General features: G+C 45.5%; 17 protein-coding genes. 13 read left to right on the forward strand and 4 right to left on the reverse strand.

Annotated features, from left to right (window positions below):
* Nucleotides 1-100: 100 nt before the first annotated feature.
* From AB5170_RS02615 to AB5170_RS02635, 5 genes are all read left to right on the forward strand, one after another.
* Nucleotides 101-1756: a peptide ABC transporter substrate-binding protein gene (locus AB5170_RS02615; protein WP_118579210.1), complete on the forward strand. Its 1656-nt coding sequence runs from the start codon at nucleotides 101-103 to the stop codon at nucleotides 1754-1756.
* Between the two features lie 209 nt (nucleotides 1757-1965).
* Nucleotides 1966-3492, forward strand: coding sequence for a 4-alpha-glucanotransferase (gene malQ, locus AB5170_RS02620; protein ID WP_330590200.1), 1527 nt, complete (start codon nucleotides 1966-1968; stop codon nucleotides 3490-3492).
* 1 nt (nucleotide 3493) lies between these two features.
* Nucleotides 3494-5227 (forward strand): ABC transporter ATP-binding protein, encoded by a 1734-nt coding sequence (locus AB5170_RS02625; RefSeq protein ID WP_148462791.1) that lies wholly within the window; start codon nucleotides 3494-3496, stop codon nucleotides 5225-5227.
* Nucleotides 5227-6969, forward strand: coding sequence for an ABC transporter ATP-binding protein (locus tag AB5170_RS02630; RefSeq protein ID WP_173718254.1), 1743 nt, complete (start codon nucleotides 5227-5229; stop codon nucleotides 6967-6969). Before AB5170_RS02625 ends, AB5170_RS02630 begins: the two co-directional genes overlap by 1 nt.
* 11 nt (nucleotides 6970-6980) lie before the next feature.
* Nucleotides 6981-7415, forward strand: coding sequence for a hypothetical protein (locus AB5170_RS02635; RefSeq protein WP_173718255.1), 435 nt, complete (start codon nucleotides 6981-6983; stop codon nucleotides 7413-7415).
* Nucleotides 7416-7654: 239 nt separating this feature from the next.
* Here the strand turns inward: AB5170_RS02635 and AB5170_RS02640 are convergent, their stop codons facing one another.
* Nucleotides 7655-8170, reverse strand: coding sequence for a VanZ family protein (locus AB5170_RS02640; RefSeq protein WP_118579198.1), 516 nt, complete (start codon nucleotides 8168-8170; stop codon nucleotides 7655-7657).
* 251 nt (nucleotides 8171-8421) lie between these two features.
* Between AB5170_RS02640 and thyA the strand changes: the two genes are divergently transcribed.
* Complete coding sequence (gene thyA, locus AB5170_RS02645) at nucleotides 8422-9270, forward strand: thymidylate synthase (RefSeq protein WP_118579195.1); 849 nt, start codon at nucleotides 8422-8424, stop codon at nucleotides 9268-9270.
* Here the strand turns inward: thyA and AB5170_RS02650 are convergent.
* Complete coding sequence (locus AB5170_RS02650; RefSeq protein ID WP_306797087.1) at nucleotides 9245-9388, reverse strand: DUF6783 domain-containing protein; 144 nt, start codon at nucleotides 9386-9388, stop codon at nucleotides 9245-9247. The two genes, thyA and AB5170_RS02650, sit on opposite strands and share 26 nt — an antisense overlap.
* On the opposite strand from AB5170_RS02650, the gene AB5170_RS02655 reads away from it, so the two are divergent.
* Together AB5170_RS02655 and AB5170_RS02660 are read left to right on the forward strand one after the other, a co-directional pair.
* Complete coding sequence (locus tag AB5170_RS02655) at nucleotides 9353-9469, forward strand: DUF6783 domain-containing protein (RefSeq protein ID WP_334285858.1); 117 nt, start codon at nucleotides 9353-9355, stop codon at nucleotides 9467-9469. The two genes, AB5170_RS02650 and AB5170_RS02655, sit on opposite strands and share 36 nt — an antisense overlap.
* The gene (locus AB5170_RS02660; RefSeq protein WP_148462787.1) at nucleotides 9447-9938 is read left to right on the forward strand and encodes a dihydrofolate reductase; all 492 of its coding nucleotides are present in this window, start codon (nucleotides 9447-9449) and stop codon (nucleotides 9936-9938) included. Before AB5170_RS02655 ends, AB5170_RS02660 begins: the two co-directional genes overlap by 23 nt.
* Nucleotides 9939-10057: 119 nt before the next feature.
* Here the strand turns inward: AB5170_RS02660 and AB5170_RS02665 are convergent, their stop codons facing one another.
* Entirely contained in the window at nucleotides 10058-11083 is a 1026-nt protein-coding gene (locus AB5170_RS02665; RefSeq protein ID WP_148462786.1) for a branched-chain amino acid aminotransferase, read from the reverse strand.
* A 243-nt stretch (nucleotides 11084-11326) separates the two neighbouring features.
* On the opposite strand from AB5170_RS02665, the gene AB5170_RS02670 reads away from it, so the two are divergent.
* The 4 genes from AB5170_RS02670 to AB5170_RS02685 all read left to right on the forward strand — a co-directional run bounded on the left by AB5170_RS02670 (nucleotide 11327) and on the right by AB5170_RS02685 (nucleotide 19896).
* Entirely contained in the window at nucleotides 11327-12793 is a 1467-nt protein-coding gene (locus tag AB5170_RS02670; RefSeq protein ID WP_173718257.1) for a 5-bromo-4-chloroindolyl phosphate hydrolysis family protein, read from the forward strand.
* A 132-nt stretch (nucleotides 12794-12925) separates the two neighbouring features.
* Nucleotides 12926-14077, forward strand: a complete 1152-nt coding sequence (locus AB5170_RS02675; protein WP_173772145.1) for a toxic anion resistance protein — start codon at nucleotides 12926-12928, stop codon at nucleotides 14075-14077.
* A 215-nt stretch (nucleotides 14078-14292) separates the two neighbouring features.
* A complete protein-coding gene (gene ispG, locus AB5170_RS02680) occupies nucleotides 14293-15363 on the forward strand; it encodes a flavodoxin-dependent (E)-4-hydroxy-3-methylbut-2-enyl-diphosphate synthase (protein WP_173772143.1) in 1071 nt (356 codons plus the stop codon).
* A gap of 21 nt (nucleotides 15364-15384) precedes the next feature.
* Complete coding sequence (locus AB5170_RS02685; protein WP_368361414.1) at nucleotides 15385-19896, forward strand: PolC-type DNA polymerase III; 4512 nt, start codon at nucleotides 15385-15387, stop codon at nucleotides 19894-19896.
* On the opposite strand, the gene AB5170_RS02690 is transcribed toward AB5170_RS02685, so the two are convergent.
* On the reverse strand, nucleotides 19808-19993 hold the full coding sequence (locus AB5170_RS02690) for a DUF6783 domain-containing protein (RefSeq protein WP_368361417.1): 186 nt from the start codon (nucleotides 19991-19993) through the stop codon (nucleotides 19808-19810). The two genes, AB5170_RS02685 and AB5170_RS02690, sit on opposite strands and share 89 nt — an antisense overlap.
* Between AB5170_RS02690 and AB5170_RS02695 the strand changes: the two genes are divergently transcribed.
* Nucleotides 19966-21942, forward strand: a complete 1977-nt coding sequence (locus tag AB5170_RS02695) for a fructose-1,6-bisphosphatase (RefSeq protein ID WP_368361413.1) — start codon at nucleotides 19966-19968, stop codon at nucleotides 21940-21942. The genes AB5170_RS02690 and AB5170_RS02695 overlap by 28 nt on opposite strands.
* Nucleotides 21943-21946 lie beyond the last annotated feature (4 nt).

Below are 21946 nucleotides of genomic sequence, written 5' to 3' on the forward strand. Positions count from 1 at the left end.
AAGTTTAGGTATTTCGTTCTTCTTCACGGAAGAGCTGATGAATACAAGCGTCGATTCTCATCTCTCATGCGGCGCAAAAAAGCATAAAGGAGGAAATGTAATGAGAAGAAAATTTATGTCTATGGCACTGACTGCAGCTATGGTATTAAGCATGGCAGCAACTCCTGTATTCGCCGAGGATACAGCATCTGACGAAGGATTCAACCTGAACCTTTGTATCGCATCTGAACCACAGACAATTGACCCTGCACTGAACTCTGCAGTTGATGGAGCTATCATGTGCAACCATATGTTCGAAGGTCTGGCTAAATGGGTAAATGATGGTGAAGGAAATGCTGTCACAGCTCCTGGACAGGCTGAGTCCTGGGAAAAGGCCGAGAACGAAGATGGTACAGTTACTTACACTGTTAAACTTCGTGACGGAATCAAATGGTCTGATGGACAGGCTGTAACAGCTGGTGACTTCGTTTATGCATGGCAGCGTCTAGCAAATCCTGAGACAGCAGCAGATTACTGCTACATGATCGACATGGTAAAAGGATATGACGCAGTTGCTGACGGAAGTGCGGATCCAAGCACTCTTGGAATTACAGCAGTTGATGATCAGACTCTTCAGATCGATCTTACCTATGACTGCCCGTATTTCGAAGAAATCATGGCATTCCCGGCAACCTTCCCGGTTCGTCAGGATATGGTAGAGAGCAGTGACAACTGGACATTTGATCCAAGCACATACATTGGCAATGGACCATACAAAATGACAGAGTGGTCTCACAATGCTTACATCTCCATGGAGAAAAACGAGAACTACTATGACTATGAGAATCTTGGACCGGATACTATCAAGTTTACACTTCTTGATGACAACAACGCAATGCTCAAAGGTTACAACAACGGAGAGCTTGATTTCATCGAGAACCTTCCTGTAGACGAGATCCCGACCTACCTTGCTTCTGGCGAGCTTGAGATTGGTGACTATCTTGGAACCTACTATGTATGCTTCAACACAGAGGACGAAGTTTTCTCTGACCCTAACATCCGTAAAGCGTTCTCACTTGTAATCGACCGTAACTACATCGTAGAGAACGTTTCCCAGGCTGGTGAGGTTCCGGCTGACGGATATGTACCGAACGGTGTAAATGATGCAGCTGGTGCTGGTAGTGATGACTTCCGTACAGTAGGCGGTTCTTACTACAGCATTTCCGATGAGGATTATGAGGCTAACTGCGAAGAGGCCCGTCAGCTTCTTGCAGACGCTGGTTATCCGAACGGCGAAGGCTTCCCGACTGTAGAGTATCTGTACAACACAGCTGATAACCACAAGAAGATCGGTGAGGCTCTTCAGAACATGTGGCAGACAGAGCTTGGTGTAACTGTTAACTTGAACAACCAGGATTGGAACGTATTCCTTCAGAACAGAAAAGATGGTAACTTCCAGATCGCCCGTAACGGCTGGATCGCAGACTACAACGATCCTTGCTCATTCCTGGATATGTGGTACACAGACGGCGGTAACAACGACGCTCAGTACTCTAACCCAGACTATGATGCAGCTATCGATGCAGCAAAAGCTACTTCTGATCCGGAAGAGCGTATGAAAGCATTCCACGAAGCTGAGGATATCCTCATTGGACAGGACAGCGTACTTGCTCCGATCTACTTCTATACACAGCCATATATGCTCAATCCAGACATTGACGGCATGTACTACACACCACTTGGATACTTCTTCTTCGGTTATACAAGTAAGAAATAATCAAGTCAAAAGAATATAAGTCTTTTGGTATTACTTAAATGTGATGCAGAAGAAAATGACAGGCATTCGGAATTTTTCCGGGTGCCTGTTTTTTGAGCAGAAACGAAAGCAGGATAAAATTTGCGAAGCTGTTTTATTCTGTTGACCGATTATGCATGATAGCGGTATAATAAGCAGATAATGGTTATTGAACCAGACAGGAGGAACATATGATGAGAGCCAGCGGTATTTTATTGCCTATATCCAGTATCCCTTCCAACTATGGAATCGGATGTTTTTCTAAAGAAGCTTACGCTTTTGTAGATCAGCTTGCAGAAGCGGGTCAGAAATACTGGCAGATCCTGCCACTTGGACCTACCGGATACGGGGATTCCCCTTACCAGTCTTTTTCCACATTTGCAGGAAATCCTTATTTCATTGATTTGGAGGAATTGATCCAGAGAGACCTTCTCACAGCAGCAGAATGTGCAGAATGTGACTGGGGCGGCAGCAAAAGCTATGTGGACTATGAGAAGGTTTATCTTTCCAGATTTTCCCTTCTTCGGAAGGCTTACAGACGTTTTTACCAAATGGATGGGAAAGAAAAGGAGCTTCAGCTGATCCGTGAGGAGATGGAAGCCTTTGAGAAAGAGCAGGGCTTCTGGCTTGCAGATTATTGTCTTTATATGGCAGTAAAGGACAGCCTGGAGGGAATTTCCTGGAATCAGTGGCCGGAGGACTTAAAGACACGTAAGCCGGAGGCGCTTGCTAAGGCAAGAGAGGAGCTGAAGGAGGATATCAGCTTCTATGCCTTTCAGCAGTTCTGGTTCTACCGCCAGTGGAACCGGCTGAAGAAATATGCAAATGACAGAGGTATTAAGATCATCGGTGATCTTCCTATTTATGTGGCTTTTGATGGCGCAGATGCATGGGCGAACCCGGATCTGTTCCAGTTTGATGAGGAGGCTACACCGGCAGCAGTGGCAGGATGTCCTCCAGACGCTTTTTCCGCAACTGGTCAGCTGTGGGGAAATCCACTTTATAATTGGGAATATCATAAGAAAACAGGTTATAACTGGTGGATCCTTCGTATGGCTCACTGTATGAAGCTGTACGACAAGGTCCGGATCGATCATTTCCGCGGTTTTGACGAGTACTGGTCAGTTCCCTATGGAGATGAGACCGCTGAGAATGGAAAATGGGAAAAAGGTCCTGGAATAGAACTGTTCAAGGTCCTGGAGGAAAAAATTAAGAATCTGGATGTGATCGCAGAGGATCTGGGATTCCTTACAGACAGCGTCAGGGAGCTTCTGGCAGAATCCGGATATCCGGGTATGAAGGTGCTTCAGTTTGCCTTTGATGAAAGCGGCGAGAGCGTATATCTTCCTTTCCGATATGACAAAAACTGTATTGTATACACTGGAACCCACGACAATGAGACTACGAAGGGCTGGCTTGGAAACCTTACCCAGTCAAACAGAGACTATGTGAACCAGTACACAGCCTGTGAGGAGAAAGACACAGATGAATGTGTATGGGGGCTTATCCGGGCGGCACAGTCCTCAGTAGCAGAAGTGTGCGTAGTACCTTTGCAGGATTATCTCTGTCTTGGAAATGAAGCGAGAATGAATACGCCTTCTACTTTGGGAGACAACTGGAAATGGCGTCTTACAAGAGGTCAGCTTACGGATGAGATCATTCATAGAATTAACGCAATGACCAGATTATATGGACGAATCCAGGAGAATAAGAAGTAAGATGAAGAGATTGCTTATATTTTTGAAGGGCTATGAGAAAGAAAGTTTTCTGGCTCCTTTGTTCAAAATGCTGGAGGCCACCTTTGAGCTGATCGTGCCTCTGGTTGTTGCAAGAATCATGGATATCGGCATTAAGAATCAGGACAATGTCTATATCTGGCACCAGTGTGTGATCATGGTACTGCTTGGAGTGATCGGTCTTGCATGTTCCCTGACAGCACAGTATTTCTCTGCAAAGGCAGCCATGGGATTCAGCACTGCCCTTCGCAAGGAGCTTTTTTCCCATATCAGCAGGCTTTCTTACAGAGAACTGGATATGCTTGGAACTCCTACCCTTGTGACAAGGATCACCAATGACGTGAATCAGGCACAGACTGGTGTGAACATGGTACTTCGTCTGTTCCTTCGTTCTCCTTTTATTGTTGTGGGTGCAGTGATCATGTCCTTTACCATTGATGTGAAGATTGGTCTGATCTTCCTGATTGCGGTTCCGGTGATCTCCATTGTAATTTACGGAATTATGCGTACAACAGTGCCAATTTACAAAAAGGCTCAGTCATTTCTGGACCGAATTTCACTGATCACCAGAGAGAATCATGTGGGTGCCAGAGTGGTAAGGGCTTTTGGAAGACAGCAGGAAGAATATAAAGAATTTTCAGAAGTAAACGACGATTACACCAAGGTGCAGGTAAGAGCGGGAAAAATTTCCGCACTTCTGAATCCTGCCACTACGGTTATCATGAACTTTGCCATTATCGGAATCCTCTGGTATGGAAGCAAGGAAGTGTCTGTGGGTATTCTTACACAGGGGGAAGTGGTTGCCCTTGTAAACTATATGAACCAGATCCTGATCGCACTGATCGCTCTTGCAAACCTGATCGTGGCAGTGACAAAGGCTATGGCTTCCGGTGTGCGTCTGAATGAGGTGCTGGATACACAGCCGTCTCTCACGGATCAGGGCAATAGTGTTCAGAAAGAAAATGCAGGCGCTGCAAGAGTTGTCTTTGAAGATGTGAGCTTTACCTATGCAGGCAGCAAGGAGCCGGCGCTTTCCCATATTTCCTTTACGGCAAAACCAGGTGAGACCATCGGCATCATTGGTGGTACCGGATGTGGTAAATCCACTCTGGTCAATCTGATCCCACGCTTCTATGACGTAACTTCCGGTAATGTGGTAATTGATGGAAATAATGTAAAAGAATATCCATTTTCACAGCTTCGTAAAAAGGTGGGGATGGTACCACAACAGGCAGTTCTGTTTAAGGGAACCATCCGTGACAATATGAAATGGGGCAAAGAGGACGCTTCCGAAGAAGAAATCCAACGGGCTCTTTCCATTGCGCAGGCAAGTGGTTTTGTAAAAAGTAAGCCGGAGGGCTTAAATACCATGGTAAGTCAGGGCGGCGCCAATCTTTCCGGCGGACAGCGCCAGCGTCTTACCATAGCAAGAGCACTGGTGGGAGATCCGGAGATCCTGATCATGGATGACAGTGCTTCTGCCCTTGACTTTGCCACAGATGCGGCTCTTCGTCATGCCATTCATGAGCAGACAAAGGGAATGACTGTGTTTATCGTTTCCCAGAGAGCAACCTCCATCAAGCAGGCAGATAAGATCCTGGTTCTGGATGATGGTGAGCTGGCTGGTGTGGGAACACACAAAGAGCTTATGGAATCCTGTGAGGTCTACAGAGAAATCTGCCTGTCACAGCTTTCCGAACAGGAGGTGAACCGCTGATGGGAAGGAATAAAGAGACTATGAAGAGGGTACTGAAATTTATCAGCCCTTACAAAGCAAAAATTATCATTATGCTTCTGACAGCGCTTGTCACCGTTGGATTTACCCTGTATACACCCATTCTGATTGGTAATGGTGTAGATAATATCGTAGGTCCGGGAAATGTAAATACAGCCGGACTTTTGAAGGTGCTTGGAGCTCTGGCTGTGATCGTTGTGGGAAATGCAGTTTCCCAGTGGGTGATGAACCTTCTTACCAATCAGGTTACCTACAGCGTGGTGCAGGATGTGCGAAGCCAGGCGTTTGCCCATCTTCAGGAGGTGCCGGTATCTTATATAGATGCCAATCAGCCAGGAGATATTTTAAGCCGTATTGTTTCTGATGTCAGTCAGTTTTCAGATGGTCTCCTTATGGGCTTTACCCAGCTGTTTACCGGTGTGCTGACCATCTTTGGAACCATTGGATTTATGCTTTCCATCAGTGTGAAGATCACAGTGATCGTTATTTTGCTCACTCCGATTTCCCTGTTCGTGGCAAGCTTTATCGCAGGCAGAACCTTCCGCATGTTTCAGGAGCAGTCCGAGAAGAGAGCGGAGATGACTTCTATTGTGGAAGAGCTTGTTGGAAATCAGAAGATCGTGCAGGCTTTTTCCTATGAGGAGAGAGCTAATGAAAGGTTTGGAAAAGTAAATGAAGAGCTTCGCGTCTGCGGAATCAAAGCGATTTTCTTTTCCTCTATTACAAACCCATCCACACGCTTTGTAAATGGTCTTGTTTACACAGCAGTTGGAATTTTTGGTGCATTTACAGTAATTAAGGGCGGTATGACTGTGGGACAGCTGACCAGCTTCCTGAACTATGCAAATCAGTATACCAAGCCGTTTAATGAGATTTCCGGCGTTATCACAGAGCTGGAGAATGCGCTGGCATGTGCAAAACGTCTCTTTGACTTTATTGATACACCGGCACAGGAGCCAGATGCGCCAGATGCTTGGGAGCTGGAGAAAGCAGACGGCCGTGTAAGCGTGGAGAGTGTTTCCTTTTCTTACAGAAAAGAAGTTCCGCTTCTTACTGATATTTCCATTGACGTAAAACCTGGACAGAGGATCGCCATCGTCGGACCTACCGGATGCGGTAAGACCACTATGATCAACCTTCTTATGAGATTCTATGATGTAGATAAGGGACAGATTAAGGTAAGCGGTTATCCGGTAAGAGAGCTGACAAGAGACAGCCTGAGACGAAACTTTGGTATGGTGCTTCAGGAGACCTGGCTGAAGGCAGGAACCATCCGCGAGAACATTGCCTATGGAAAGCCGGATGCGACTTTGGAAAAGGTTATGGAGGCAGCTAAGCATGCACATGCCCACAGTTTTATCAAGCGTATGCCAAACGGCTATGATACCGTGATTTCAGAGGGAGGCGGAAATATTTCCCAGGGACAGAAGCAGCTTCTTTGCATTGCAAGGGTTATGCTGATGCACCCGGCTATGTTGATCCTGGATGAGGCCACTTCTTCCATTGATACCCGTACTGAGGTGAAGGTGCAGAAGGCTTTTGCAGAGTTGATGGAAGGAAGAACCAGCTTTATTGTAGCACATCGTCTTTCCACTATTCAGGAGGCAGATCTGATCCTGGTCATGAAGGACGGAAATATTATCGAGCAGGGCAGACATGAGGAATTGCTGGCGAAGAAGGGCTTCTATGCGAATCTGTATGAGAGTCAGTTTGCTATTTCATAAGGGGGATGAATATGGAAAATAAGAATCTGGAAGAGACTGATGTAAATGAGAAGCAGAAAGCCAGAAATGGGAAGTCTGCTATGCCTATGAGAACCTGCCTGGTTATGATTCTGGCAGGGGTTTATGTGGCTTATCTTGGTGTTTCACTTTGCCAGAATGTAATAAATGGTGCTGAGGGCAGCAGTCCTGGCTTTATGGTTGCGGGAGTGATTTTTATTGTGCTTGGCGTGGCTTTCGTGATCAATGGAATCCGCGGCAGCATAAAGGCTGGCAAGATTCAGAAGGAGTCGAATGCAGAAAGTGAAGCGCAGGCTTCTGAGACAGAAACTTCAAGGACAGTTGAATCTAAAATGGAAAGTACTTCATCCTTGAATAAGAAAATGTCTATTGCTGACCGCGCTAATCTGGTTAGCCAGTTAGGGGATGCGACAGAGGATGAAGAATAGAGAGTATTGTTTTTTGAAAAGAAATTGATATATTAGATAGTGTTAATATATGTATGAAAAATGAGTGGTGTAGTTATTTCGAGAACGATGTACTAGTTTGCAGACCGGGCGGTTACTTTTGCGTTTTATGATTATAACAGCACGAAATTACGAATACAATACTAAATATAAAAAAATAAACAGACTTCCGAATGAGTGATAATCAATCAGAAGTCTGTTTTTTTGTTGAAATACACGCTCTAGCGCCGTTTCCTGCGCCTGCGTTTCCCGCTTGGGTTATGTAGAGTGGACCAGCAGAATGCCTGCACCAACAGGATTCCCGCTGTGACTCCGATGCTGTCGATTCCCACATCACGTACAGAAGGTCCGCGGTCTGCCACAAAGGACTGGTGGTATTCATCAAAGCCTGCGAAGCCTACGCATATGGCGCCTGCCAGCAGGATCAGCCAGATACCTCTTACTCCGTAAACATAAAGTGGGAAAGAAATGGCAATGGCAAGCAGACAGTACTCTGTCATGTGAGCTGCTTTTCGCACATAAAATTCGATGGAGCTGGCAGAATAGGCGAGCTCGTCATAAGTTTTGTTTTCGTTGAGAACTTCATTCTTGGTTTCCACAATCTGGTAGCTGACTTCATAGCTTAGGGCTCCGGACACCTCCCCTGTCTGGGCTGAAAATGAATAGATCAGATACATCATCAGAATTGCAGGAAGAAAAGAAAGAGGTTTCAGTAAATGGATTAAAATTTTCTTCATGGGGTTTACTATAACACGGGAAAATAAGATTGTAAAGAAAAAGGTGATTTGACAAGGCTTTGAAAAAACAATAAAACCAGAGCAAGCAGAAGGGAGACAGGAGGGCAAAGAACTTGTTATTTACAGGAATCTATGCTAAAATTGTTGAAGTATGAAAAGCAGCGAGATACTTGGTGGGGAGAGACTCTGGCAGCCAGGTATCGTGTTGCTATAAAGAACGCACAATGGAGACCAGGAGGAAAAAGACAGGTATGAGTTTAGCTGATCATATTTTTATAGATATGTGTAAAGACGTAATTGAGAACGGAACCAGTACAGAAGGGGAGAAGGTCCGGCCAGTGTGGGAGGATGGCACTTCTGCTTATACGATCAAACGTTTTGGTGTTGTGAACCGTTATGATCTGAGAAAGGAATTTCCAGCGCTGACCCTTCGCAAGACCGCATTAAAGAGCGCTATGGATGAGATCCTCTGGATCTGGCAGAAGAAATCAAACAACATTCATGACCTTCACAGCCATATCTGGGATAGCTGGGCTGACGAGAATGGCTCCATTGGAAAAGCGTATGGTTATCAGCTGGGTGTGAAGCATCAGTACAAAGAAGGCATGATGGATCAGGTAGACCGTGTTCTTTATGATCTGAAGAATAATCCATACAGCCGTCGTATTATGACCAATATTTATGTGCATGAAGATCTTCATGAGATGAATCTTTACCCATGTGCTTACTCTATGACCTTCAATGTAACAAAGGAGCCTGGAAAGGACAAGCTGACTTTAAATGCCATTTTGAACCAGCGCTCCCAGGATATCCTGGCTGCAAATAACTGGAATGTATGCCAGTACTCCCTTCTTCTTATGATGATCGCACAATGCTGTGACATGGAAGCCGGTGAGCTGGTACATGTGATCGCGGATTGTCATATTTATGACAGACATGTTCCGGTTATCAAGGAGCTGATTTCCAGGACACCTTATCCGGCACCGACTGTGAAACTGAATCCGAATGTGAAGAATTTCTATGATTTTACCACGGATGATCTGATCGTGGAGAATTATCAGACCTGGCCTCAGATTAAAAATATTCCGATTGCCATTTAAACATGGAGTAAATGAGAAAGGGTTCCAATGCCGCATGCGTTTCAGATATGGTGAGGCTGCTGTAGCGGGCTACGGCAACCGAATTTGGGCAAAATCTCCCGCAAAGTGGGGCGTGCAGATTGCGGGAATGATTTTTAGACATGCTCTAGGAGTTCGTATAAAGGAGATTATAAGAAATGAAAATAATAGTAGCTGCTGACAAAAACTGGGGAATTGGAAAAGACAATAAGCTTCTTGTAAGCATTCCGGCGGATATGAAAATGTTTCGTCAGGAGACCACTGGCAAGGTTTGTGTTATGGGAAGAAAGAACCTGGAGAGTTTCCCAGGAGGGCTTCCTCTTAAAAACCGCATAAACATCGTTCTTACCAGAAATGAGAATTACAAGGTGAAAGATGCCATAATCGTTCATTCTATTGAAGAGCTTATGGAAGAATTGAAAAAGTATCCGGCAGAAGATGTATACTGCATCGGCGGCGACACTATCTATAAGCAGCTTCTTCCTTATTGCGATGCTGCTCAGGTGACCAAGATTGATTTTGCTTATATTGCAGACAGTTATTTTCCGAATCTGGATGAAGATCCACAGTGGCATGTGGCAGCAGAGAGTGAAGAGCAGACATATTTTGATCTGGAATATAAGTTTGTGAGATATGAGAGAAATAAATAAGCGGGAAAATATAATGTGTTTTTAAAAAAATCAGTTCTGCCATCACGACAGAACTGATTTTTGTTATATGCTGTGTAGAGTGTGTTTGAAAAAATACGAAAAATGGGAAGCTTAAGAAATTACTCAATAACCTTCAGCCATCCCTCTGGAGCCTGGATGCGTCCCATCTGGATTCCGGTAAGGGTTTCATACAGCTTCTTGGTGATCGGTCCCATCTCGTTCATGCCGCTTGGGAAGCAAATCTCTTTGCCGTGGTCCACGATCTTTCCAACAGGAGAGATAACAGCAGCAGTACCGCAAAGACCGCACTCTGCGAAATCCTTCACTTCGTCGAAGTATACTTCTCTTTCCTCAGCCTCAAGTCCAAGGTACTCTTTCGCAACGTAGATCAGAGAACGACGTGTGATGGATGGAAGGATACTGTCAGACTTCGGAGTAACAACCTTGCCGTCTTTTGTTACGAATAAGAAGTTTGCTCCGCCTGTCTCCTCAACCTTGGTACGAGTTTTGGAATCAAGATACATGTTCTCATCGAATCCGTTCTTATGAGCGTCAACGATCGCATGAAGGCTCATTGCGTAGTTAAGACCAGCTTTGATATGACCGGTACCATTTGGTGCAGCACGGTCAAAGTCGCTGACACGGATTGTGATCGGCTTAGCGCCGCCTTTGAAGTATGGTCCGACAGGTGTGGTGAATACACGGAACTGATACTCGCTGGCAGGTTTTACACCGATAACAGCGTCGCTTCCGAACATGTACGGACGTACATATAAAGTAGCACCAGAACCATATGGCGGAACATATGCTGCATTTGCTTTAATTGTCTGAACAACTGCGTCAACAAAACGGTCTTTCGGGAATACAGGCATTTCCAGTCTTGCGGCGGAATGCTCCATACGCTCACCGTTCAGGTCAGGACGGAAAGTAACGATATGTCCGTCTTCTGTAGTATATGCTTTCATACCCTCAAAAACAGTCTGTGCATACTGAAGGACACCTGCACACTCACTGATGGTAACCATATCATCTGTGGTAAGGCCTCCCTCATCCCACTTGCCGTCTTTATAATTGGATACATAACGGTAGTCTGTTTTTACATAACCAAAGCCCAGGTTTCCCCAGTCAATGTTCTTTTTTTCCATAACAATTTCCTCCTAGCGTGGTTTTTGGGGGGAGATTCTTATTGTGAATCCCCAATGTTTTTACTATTGTAAAACTTTTACGTGTGAAATTCAATGGGAAAAGCAGATTTTTTAAGTGATTTTCCTGTGAAAAAGGTTACAAAAAGTATAATGTGTTTATATTTTATGGTGTCTTGTTTTTTGAGGGGGATTTTTGTATAATGATAAAACAAGCGTTGTGAAATAAAATATCCGGAGGAAAAGATGGGATATAACGAATTTGATGAACTTGGAGATAAGATCCAGAGCATCATTGACAGTGCAGTAAATGAAAAAAATTACCAGAAACTGAGCCAGAGTATTAATCAGGCGCTGAATAAGGCTATTGATAATGGGAGTGATGCCCTTCGGGATGCGCTTAATAATACTGTGGGCAGTGGGAAATATACCAATTACCGCAGCGGCAGTTCTTATGATTACAGAGAGAATCGGTCCTGGGATTTTCAGAAGGATGGAAAGAAAAACCGGAGTACCGGGGAGGATCATGGAACTGGTTATCAAGGATATGCCGATGCGAAAGGGAATGATTCGCGTAATGGAAATTTCCAGAGAAATGGTACAGGCAGGCAGGATACCAATCACCAGAATTCGGATCTGGCATTGTATTTACCGACGAATGGAATCAAGGTCGGGGGAATTCTGAAGACAGTGTTTGGTGGGATTCTTACTGGAGTATTTGGAATTGCTACAATGGTAGTTGGTGGAATTGGAGCTGGCTTTAGCAGCAGTGTAATGCTTGGAATTTCGGCAGTGCTGGCGGCATTTACGGTCGGCGGAGGTATTCTTCTTGGACAGGGCTGCAGCAGTCTTACCAGTTTAAGCCGCCGAAACAAGTATATCAAGGCTCTTGGCACTCACACCTACTGCAATTTCCAGCAGCTGGCACAGGCAGTCGGCAAGCCGGTGAAATTTGTAAAAAAAGATATCAAACGTATGATAAGCAAAGGCTGGTTCCTTCAGGGACATGTTGATAAACAGGAAACTTGTCTGATCACAAGTAATGAGACTTACGACCAATATGTAAGCACTCAGAAGCGGCTGGAAGAAAGAGATCATCAGCAGGATGAAGAGCGTGCACGCCAGGAGGCAGCGCTTCGTCAGCAGGCAGAGGAAAAAGAAAGGCAGAAATTTAACCAGCATGAACAGGCAGATGCCCGGGCGTGTGTGGAAGCAGAACGGGATGCTGCGGAAAGAATCAGACTTTCCCCGGAAGTCCGGCAGGTTCTGGATAAGGGAAATGACTTTCTTGATAAAATCCACCGCAGCAATGATGCCATTCCAGGAGAAGAGATTTCCAGAAAAATCTCCCGTATGGAGCTGATCATAGCGAAGATTTTTGAACGCGCCAAGGCTCATCCGGAGATTATTCCGGATTTGAACCGCCTTATGGATTATTATCTTCCTATGACTGTGAAGCTTTTGAATGCATATGAAGAAATGGACAGCCAGCCGGTTCAGGGAGAGAATATTACTTCTTCCAAGAAAGAAATCGAAGAGACTATTGATACGTTGAATGTGGCTTTTGAGAAGCTTCTGGATTCCATATTTGAAGACACGGCTATGGATGTATCCAGTGATATTTCTGTTCTGAATACAGTTTTGGCACAGGAAGGGCTGACTGAGGACGAGCTTACCCGTATGAGAAAAGAGGCTGAAAAAAACAGGCTCTAGCAGTGTGCGGAATGTTAAGTATATGAAAAGATAAGATTTGCAGCGGGGTTAGAGCGTGTTATAAAAATAACGAAAATGCCAAACTGAAGGCTGCTGATAAATATGGGCAGACCTATACACAAGGAGGATGCTATGGGAAACGAATTTACAGGTTTTGAAGATAACGCACCTACACTTACATTAGAACCGGATTTGGGAGAGTCAAAGGCAGAGATTGCAGCAGAGCCGGAAGCCGAAGCTGTGAAAAAGGAAATGGAACAGACCGTTCTCTCCCCGGAAGAACAGCAGATGGTAGACAGCTTTGCTAAGAAAATTGACATTGAGAATACCAGCCAGATCCTCCAGTACGGTGCCGGAACCCAGAAGAAAATGGCTGATTTTTCCGATGCAGCTCTTGAAAATGTACGGACACAGGATCTGGGTGAGGTTGGAGAGCTGATCACCCAGGTGGTAGGCGAGCTTCGCGATTTTGATGCTGCTGAGGAGGAGAAAGGCTTTCTTGGCTTTTTCAAGAAACAGGGCAGCAAGATTGAAAATATGAAGAACCGCTACGCCAAGGCTGAGGTAAATGTGCAGAAGATCACTACCTCCCTTCAGGATCACCAGATGCGTCTCATGAAGGATTCCGCAGTTCTGGAAAAAATGTATGCTCAGAACCTGAACTATTATAAAGAACTGACCATGTACATCCTTGCAGGAAAACAGAAGCTGCAGGAAGTACGGGAGGGAAAATTAAAAGATCTGGAGGCAAAAGCAGCAGTCAGCGGACTTCCGGAGGATGCGCAGGAAGCCAAGGATCTGGACAGCAAGTGCAATCGTTTCGAGAAGAAGCTACATGATCTGGAACTGACCAGAACCATTTCCCTGCAGACAGCACCGCAGATTCGTCTGGTGCAGAACAATGACACCCTTATGGTAGAAAAAATCCAGACAACCATTGTAAATACCATTCCACTTTGGAAGAGCCAGATGGTACTGGCACTTGGAATCGCCCATTCCACAGAAGCAGCCCAGGCCCAGCGCCAGGTAACAGACCTGACAAATGAGCTTTTGAAGAAAAATGCGGAGGCACTTCACCTTGCATCCACAGAGACTGCCAGGGAATCTGAGCGCGGAATCGTGGATATTGAGACTCTGAAGCAGACCAATCAGGAGCTGATCGCTACTTTGGATGATGTCATGAATATTCAGAAAGAGGGCCGCGCCAAGAGAGCCCAGGCAGAACTGGAAATGCGCAAGATGGAAGAAGACTTGAAGAATAAATTGTTGGAAATCCAGCATTAAATTGCAAAGAAAACAGGCTCTGGAGCCTGTTTGAAAATACTTGCAGAATGCTGTGAAAATAACTGTACAGCAGGGGTGTCAGAGACATCCCTTTTGTGCCTTTTTGCATAGAAAAGTTTGATAAGCGCCTGCGGTGTAAAAGTGAACCGCAAAGAATGCTATCAGTGAACAGTAACCAAAGAATACCATGTTCATAATATATGGAGGAATTTCGTATGTACAGAGACCATACCAAAGTAATTCAGATAGGAAATAAGAAGATTGGAGGCGGAAATCCCATCCTGATCCAGTCTATGACCAATACAAAAACAGAGGATGTGCAGGCAACCGTAGAGCAGATCCTTGCCCTGGAGGCTGCTGGCTGCGACATTATCCGCTGTGCAGTGCCGACCATGGAAGCGGCAAAGGCTCTGAAAGAGATCAAAAAACAAATTCACATTCCGCTGGTAGCAGATATTCATTTTGATTATCGTCTTGCGATTGCGGCCATGGAGAACGGTGCCGACAAGATCCGTATCAATCCCGGAAATATTGGAAGCACAGAGCGTATCAAGGCAGTTGTAGATGTGGCGAAGGAGCGGAATATTCCCATCCGTGTTGGGGTAAACAGCGGTTCTCTTGAGAAAGAACTGGTGGAGAAATATCACGGTGTTACCGCAGAAGGTCTGGTAGAAAGCGCCCTTAACAAGGTGCACATTATTGAAGAGCTTGGCTACGACAATCTGGTGATCAGCATCAAATCTTCTAATGTTATGATGTGCGCCAGGGCTCACGAACTGATTGCGGAACAGACCAGTTATCCTCTCCATGTGGGAATTACAGAGGCAGGAACCCTTTATTCTGGAAATATCAAATCTGCCATAGGGCTTGGTATTATTTTATACCAGGGAATCGGTGACACGATCCGCGTCTCCCTGACTGGTGCCCCTCTGGAAGAGATAAAATCTGCCAGACGTATCCTAAAAACCCTTGGACTTCGCAAAGGCGGCGTGGAAGTAGTATCCTGTCCAACCTGCGGGCGCACCCAGATCGATCTGATCGGTCTTGCAAATAAAGTAGAAACTATGGTGCAGGATATCCCTCTTGACATTAAAGTAGCTGTTATGGGCTGTGTGGTAAATGGCCCGGGAGAAGCGAAAGAAGCCGATATCGGAATTGCAGGCGGCGTAGGTGTAGGTCTTCTGATCAAAGGCGGTGAGATTGTGAAGAAAGTGCCGGAAGACCAGCTGCTGGATACCTTGAGAGAAGAATTGATGAACTGGGATAGCAATAAGACACAGAAATGACAGAAGGTGTATATTCTATAAATGGAAAAAGAATTTTTTGACGTATTTCCAAACTTAAAATTAAAACAGGAATTAAGTGAACTTCTGGAAGAGGTGATCGTCACCAAGGTTGCCTGCAACTCTGCCAAAACCTGTGTCCGGGTTTACCTGAAAAGCGACCGCTGGATCCACAAAAAGCATATTTTCAGCCTGGAAGAGCAGATTCAGAGACAGTGCTTTCCAGGTCTTGAAGTGAGTGTGAAGGTAATCGAGAAGTTCCATCTGTCCAGACAGTACACGCCAAAGAATTTCCTGGATACCTATCGCTCCAGCATGGAACTGGAGCTTCGCAATTACAACATGCTGGAATACAATCTGTTCAAGCAGGCACAGATCACATTTCCAGAAGATGACTGCCTGAATATGGTACTTCCGGATTCTGTGATTTCCAGACAGAAAAGTGAGATACTTATTGAATATCTTCACAAAGTATTCTGCGAGCGTTGTGGAATGGACCTGAAAGTTTCTCTGGATTATGTGCAGACGGAGGAGAGCAGGTACCGCAAAAATGCAGCTATCCAGATCCGTCAGGAAGTAGCCAATGTGCTGAAGCATGCCAGACTTTCCACAGAAGAAGAGAGCGTAGCACCAGCTTCTGCAGCTGAGGAAAAAACAGGAAAAGAGGCAGCAGCCGGCAAGACAGCCGCTGCCAGACCGGAGAAGAAAGCAGAGGCAGCCAGTGAAAAGAAGCCTTTCGAGAAAAAGCCATTCGAAAAGAAAGGCAAATGGGGTGATTTCCGTGGTGGCTTCCGCAAGGATCCAAATCCGGATGTTATTTATGGAAGAGATTTCGAGGACGAGCCTATTCCATTGGAAAATATTGTGCAGGAAATGGGAGAGGTTATCATCCGCTGCCAGGTTATGGATGTGGAAGCGAGAGAGATTCGAAATGAGAAGACCATACTGATTTTCCCGGTTACGGACTTCACAGATTCCATCACAGTAAAAATGTTCCTGCGCAACGAGCAGGTGCCGGAGATCAAAGAGCATGTGAAAAAAGGTGCCTTCCTGAAAATTAAAGGCGTTACTTCTATTGACCGTTTCGATGGTGAGCTTACCATAGGTTCCATCTCCGGAATTAAGAAAATCTCCGATTTCCGCAGCTCCAGAGTGGACACCAGCCCTCAGAAGCGTGTTGAGCTTCACTGTCATACGAAAATGAGCGATATGGATGGTGTAACCGAGGCAAAAGCGCTGGTAAAACGTGCCTACGAGTGGGGCCATCCTGCCATTGCCATCACAGATCATGGCGTGGTGCAGGCTTTCCCGGAGGCAAACCATTGCTTTGATGCGTGGGGAGGCTGCGTGCCAAAGGATTCTGATTTTAAGGTGCTTTACGGTATGGAGGCCTATCTGGTAGACGACTTAAAGGGGATGGTCACCAACCCGAAAAAACAGTCCCTGGACGGCAGATTCGTGGTTTTCGATATTGAGACCACAGGATTTTCCCCACTTACCTGCAAGATCATTGAAATTGGTGCCGTATTGGTGGAAAACGGAAAGATCACAGATCGTTTTTCCACATTTGTCAATCCTCAGGTTCCAATTCCATTTCGAATTGAGCAGCTGACCAGTATTAATGACAGCATGGTTATGGATGCCCGTCCAATTGAAGAAATTTTACCGGAATTTCTGAAATTTTGTGAAGGAGCTACAATGGTAGCCCACAACGCAGATTTCGATATGAGTTTTATTATAGAGAATTGTAACCGCATGGGAATCCCAAATGATTTCACCTATGTGGATACGGTAGGTATGGCACGATTCCTGCTGCCTGCGCTGAACCGTTTTAAGCTGGATACCGTTGCCAAGGCAGTTGGCGTTTCCCTGGATCATCACCATCGTGCGGTTGATGACGCAGAGTGTACGGCATGTATTTTCGAGAAATTTGTGGAAATGTGCAGGGAAAGAGATATTACGGATGTAGACAAGCTGAATGAGCAGGGAAAGGTTTCCTCGGACACCATTAAGAAGCTGCCCACTTACCATGCCGTTATTTTCATGCGAAATGAGACCGGCCGTATCAATCTGTACAAGCTGGTAAGCAAGTCTCATATCAAGTATTTTAACCACAGACCCCGTGTGCCAAAGAGCGTGTTTGAGGCACATCGGGAGGGACTTCTTATTGGAAGTGCCTGTGAGGCTGGTGAGCTTTACCAGGCTCTTTTGCGCAATGCACCGGAGCAGGAAATCGCAAGACTGGTAAGCTTTTATGATTATCTGGAAATCCAGCCCCTTGGGAACAACATGTTCATGGTGGAGGATGAAAAGAATGACACGATTCATTCGAAAGAGGATCTGATTGAGATCAACAAAAAGATTGTAAAGCTTGGTGAACAGTTTAACAAGCCGGTTGTTGCTACCTGTGACGTTCACTTTATGGATCCCCAGGACGAAATCTACCGCCGTATTATCATGGCTGGAAGCGGCTTCAAGGATGCTGACAATCAGGCACCTCTTTATCTTCGCACTACTGAGGAAATGCTGGAGGAGTTTTCTTATCTGGGAAGTGAGAAGGCAGAGGAAGTGGTAATTACAAATACAGTGAAGATTGCGGATATGATAGAGAAAATGTCACCGATCCATCCGGATAAATATCCGCCGGTTATTGAGAATTCTGACCAGGACTTAAAGGATATGTGCTTCCAGAAAGCTCATGAAATGTACGGTGAAGTGCTTCCCAAGATCGTGGAAGACCGTCTGGATAAAGAGCTGAATTCCATTATCTCCAATGGATATGCGGTGATGTATATCATTGCCCAGAAGCTGGTGTGGAAGTCCAATGCAGATGGTTATCTGGTGGGCTCCAGAGGGTCTGTAGGTTCTTCCTTAGCGGCTACCATGTCTGGTATTACAGAGGTAAATCCTCTGCCGCCCCATTATCTGTGCCCCAATCCGGAGTGTAAGTACAGTGACTTTGATTCTCCGGAGATCAAGGCATTTTCCGGCATGGCAGGATGCGATATGCCAGACAGGATCTGTCCAAAGTGCGGCACCAGGATGACTAAACAGGGTTTTGACATTCCTTTTGAGACCTTCCTTGGATTCAAAGGAGACAAGGAGCCTGATATCGACCTGAACTTCTCAGGAGAGTATCAGTCCAATGCCCATCATTATACAGAGGTTATATTCGGAAAAGGTCAGACCTTCAAGGCGGGAACCATCGGTACCCTTGCGGAGAAGACCGCATTCGGATATGTAAAGAACTATTTTGAAGAGCGGGGGCAGCACAAGCGTTCCTGCGAGATCAACCGTATTGTACAGGGGTGTACCGGTATCCGGCGAAGCACCGGTCAGCATCCTGGCGGAATTATTGTACTCCCAATGGGAGAGGAAATAGAGAAATTTACCCCGGTCCAGTACCCGGCGAACGATTCCAGCAGTGGATTTATCACCACCCATTTTGACTACCATTCCATTGATGGAAACCTGCTGAAGCTGGATATTCTGGGACACGATGATCCCACCATGATCCGTACCCTTGAGGATATGACAGACCTGAATGCAAGAGAGGTTCCTCTTGATGACAAGGCGGTTATGTCACTTTTTGCCAGTACAGAAGCTCTTGGAATTGATCCGAAGGATATCGGCGGCTGCAAGCTTGGCTGTCTGGGAATTCCAGAGTTTGGTACTGATTTTGCCATGCAGATGCTTGTGGATACCAAGCCGAAATATTTTTCTGATCTGGTCCGTATTGCCGGACTTTCCCATGGTACTGACGTGTGGCTGGGAAATGCCCAGACTCTGATCGAAGAAGGAAAGGCTACCATTTCTACAGCAATCTGTACCCGAGATGATATTATGATCTATCTCATTGGCCAGGGAGTGGAGAGTGGTCTGGCATTTACCATCATGGAGAGTGTCCGTAAGGGAAAAGGTCTTCGTGATGAATGGATCACAACCATGAAGGAACATGGCGTTCCGGACTGGTACATCTGGTCCTGCAAAAAAATCAAATATATGTTCCCGAAAGCCCATGCGGCAGCTTACGTTATGATGGCATACAGAATCGCCTGGTTTAAGGTATTCCAGCCGTTGGCTTATTACGGTGCATACTTCAGTATCCGTGCCACAGCTTTTTCCTATGAACTGATGTGTATGGGAAAAGAAAAGCTGGAGTTTTATATGGCAGAGATACGCAAGAAAGGGGACGCTGCGTCCAAAAAAGAGCAGGATACCCTGAAAGATATGCGTATTGTTCAGGAAATGTATGCAAGAGGTTATGATTTTATGCCCATTGATATTTACCGTGCGAAGGCACATCGCTTCCAGATCATAGAAGGAAAACTGATGCCGTCCATTGATTCTATAGAAGGTCTTGGAGATAAGGCGGCAGATGCTGTAGTGGATGCTGCTGTACAGGGAAGATTTCTTTCCAAGGATGATTTCCGTGACAGGACCAAGGTCAGCAAGACTGTAATTGATCTGATGGATAAACTTGGATTATTTGGAGATATTCCACAATCCAACCAGATTTCATTGTTTGATTTCTAGAGCATGTTTGAAAAAGGCTTTCTGCAAGATGTGCGTCACAATTACTAACGCTGGTTAAATAAGAGTAATATGAATTTAGGAGGTTCCATGAAAACAGAAGAACTGCGCTACCTACAACGTCTGGCGGAGCTCTACCCCACCATCGGGAAGGCTTCTACAGAGATCATCAACCTTCAGTCCATTCTCAATCTTCCAAAGGGCACCGAGCATTTTCTTTCCGATATCCACGGAGAGTACGAAGCTTTTTCCCATGTGCTTCGAAACGGCTCGGGAGCTGTGCGAAAGAAGATAGATGATGTATTTGGACATACCTTAAGCAACAGTGACAAGCGTTCCCTGGCAACCCTTGTGTATTACCCGAAGGAAAAAATTGCCTATGTGAAGAAGAAAGAGTCTGATATGCAGAACTGGTACAAGATCACCCTGTACCGTCTCATTGAGGTGTGCAAGACAACTGCCTCTAAATATACCAGATCCAAGGTTCGTAAGGCATTGCCTTCTGATTATGCATATGTGATCGAAGAGCTGATCACAGAGAAAGCAGAAGTTCTGGATAAAGAGGCTTATTACGATTCCATTGTGGATACCATTATAGATATCGGCAGGGCAGAGAACTTCATTATCGCTCTTGCTGAACTGATCCAGAGACTGGTTGTAGACCATCTTCATGTGCTTGGAGATATATATGACAGAGGTCCAGGTCCTCATTTTATTATGGACAGACTGATGGATTATCATTCTCTGGATATTCAGTGGGGAAACCATGATGTGGTATGGATGGGCGCCGCTGTAGGACAGGCTGCCTGTATGGCCACAGTGATCCGTAACAGTATCCGTTACGGCAATCTGGATATTCTGGAGGATGGTTATGGAATCAATATGATGCCTCTTGCTGCTTTTGCCATGGAGGTTTACGGGGATGATCCCTGCCAGGTATTTGAAGTACATGGCAATCCTTCCAATTACAATGCTCTTGAGAAAGAGCTGAGCAGGAAAATGCACAAAGCCATTTCCATTATCCAGTTTAAGCTGGAAGGGGTACTGGCGAAAGAACATCCGGATTTTCATATGGAGAATCGATGCGTTATGGAGGGGATTGATCCGGAGAAGGGCACTGTGCAGCTGCCGGATGGAAGTGTGCATAATCTTCTGGACACCCATTTTCCAACCATTGACTGGGGACATCCTTATGAGCTGACAGATGGGGAAAAAGAAGTAGTGGAGCGCCTGAGCTCAGCATTTCGAAACTGCGAGAAGCTTCAGAACCACATGCAGCTGCTTCTGGATAAAGGCGGCCTTTATAAGACCTATAACGGGAACCTTCTTTTCCATGGAAGTATTCCGCTGAACGAGGATGGAACTCTGAAAGAAGTTGAGATTTACGGTGAGACTTGTAAAGGCAAGGCACTTTATGATAAACTGGAAGCCTACGTAAGAAAAGCTTTTTTTACCGTAGATGAGAAGGAGAAGAAAGCAAGCCAGGATATTCTGTGGTATATCTGGGCCGGGCCTAATTCTCCCCTTTATGGAAAAGATAAAATGACTACCTTCGAGCGTTATTTTATCGCAGATAAAGAGACACACAAAGAGAAAAAGAATGCCTACTATCACCTCTGGGAAAAAGAAGAGGTAGTAAATCGTATGCTGGAAGAATTCGGGCTGGATCCGGATGAGGGGCATATTATCAATGGTCACGTGCCTGTTCATCAGCTGGAGGGAGAGAATCCGGTGAAATGTGATGGCAAGGTGATCGTAATTGACGGTGGTTTTTGTGAGGCATACCGGAATGTGACCGGTATTGCCGGATATACTCTTGTTTACAGTTCCTATGGTCTGAGCCTGACTGCCCATGAGCCTTTTACTTCGGCGGAAGATGCAGTGGAAACAGAGAGGGACATTGTGTCCAACCGTGTGGCTGTCCGCTATAATCCAAGGCGTGCACTTGTGGGAGATACGGATAATGGTAAGGCACTGAAAGAACGAATTCAGGAGCTGAAACAGCTTTTGGATGCCTACAGAAAAGGCGTTATAAAGGAGAAAAAATAAGGAG

This window comes from Ruminococcus sp. RTP21484sp1_RTP21281st1_A8_RTP21281_210402, assembly GCF_040914025.1.
Lineage (GTDB): Bacteria > Bacillota > Clostridia > Lachnospirales > Lachnospiraceae > Blautia_A > Blautia_A faecis.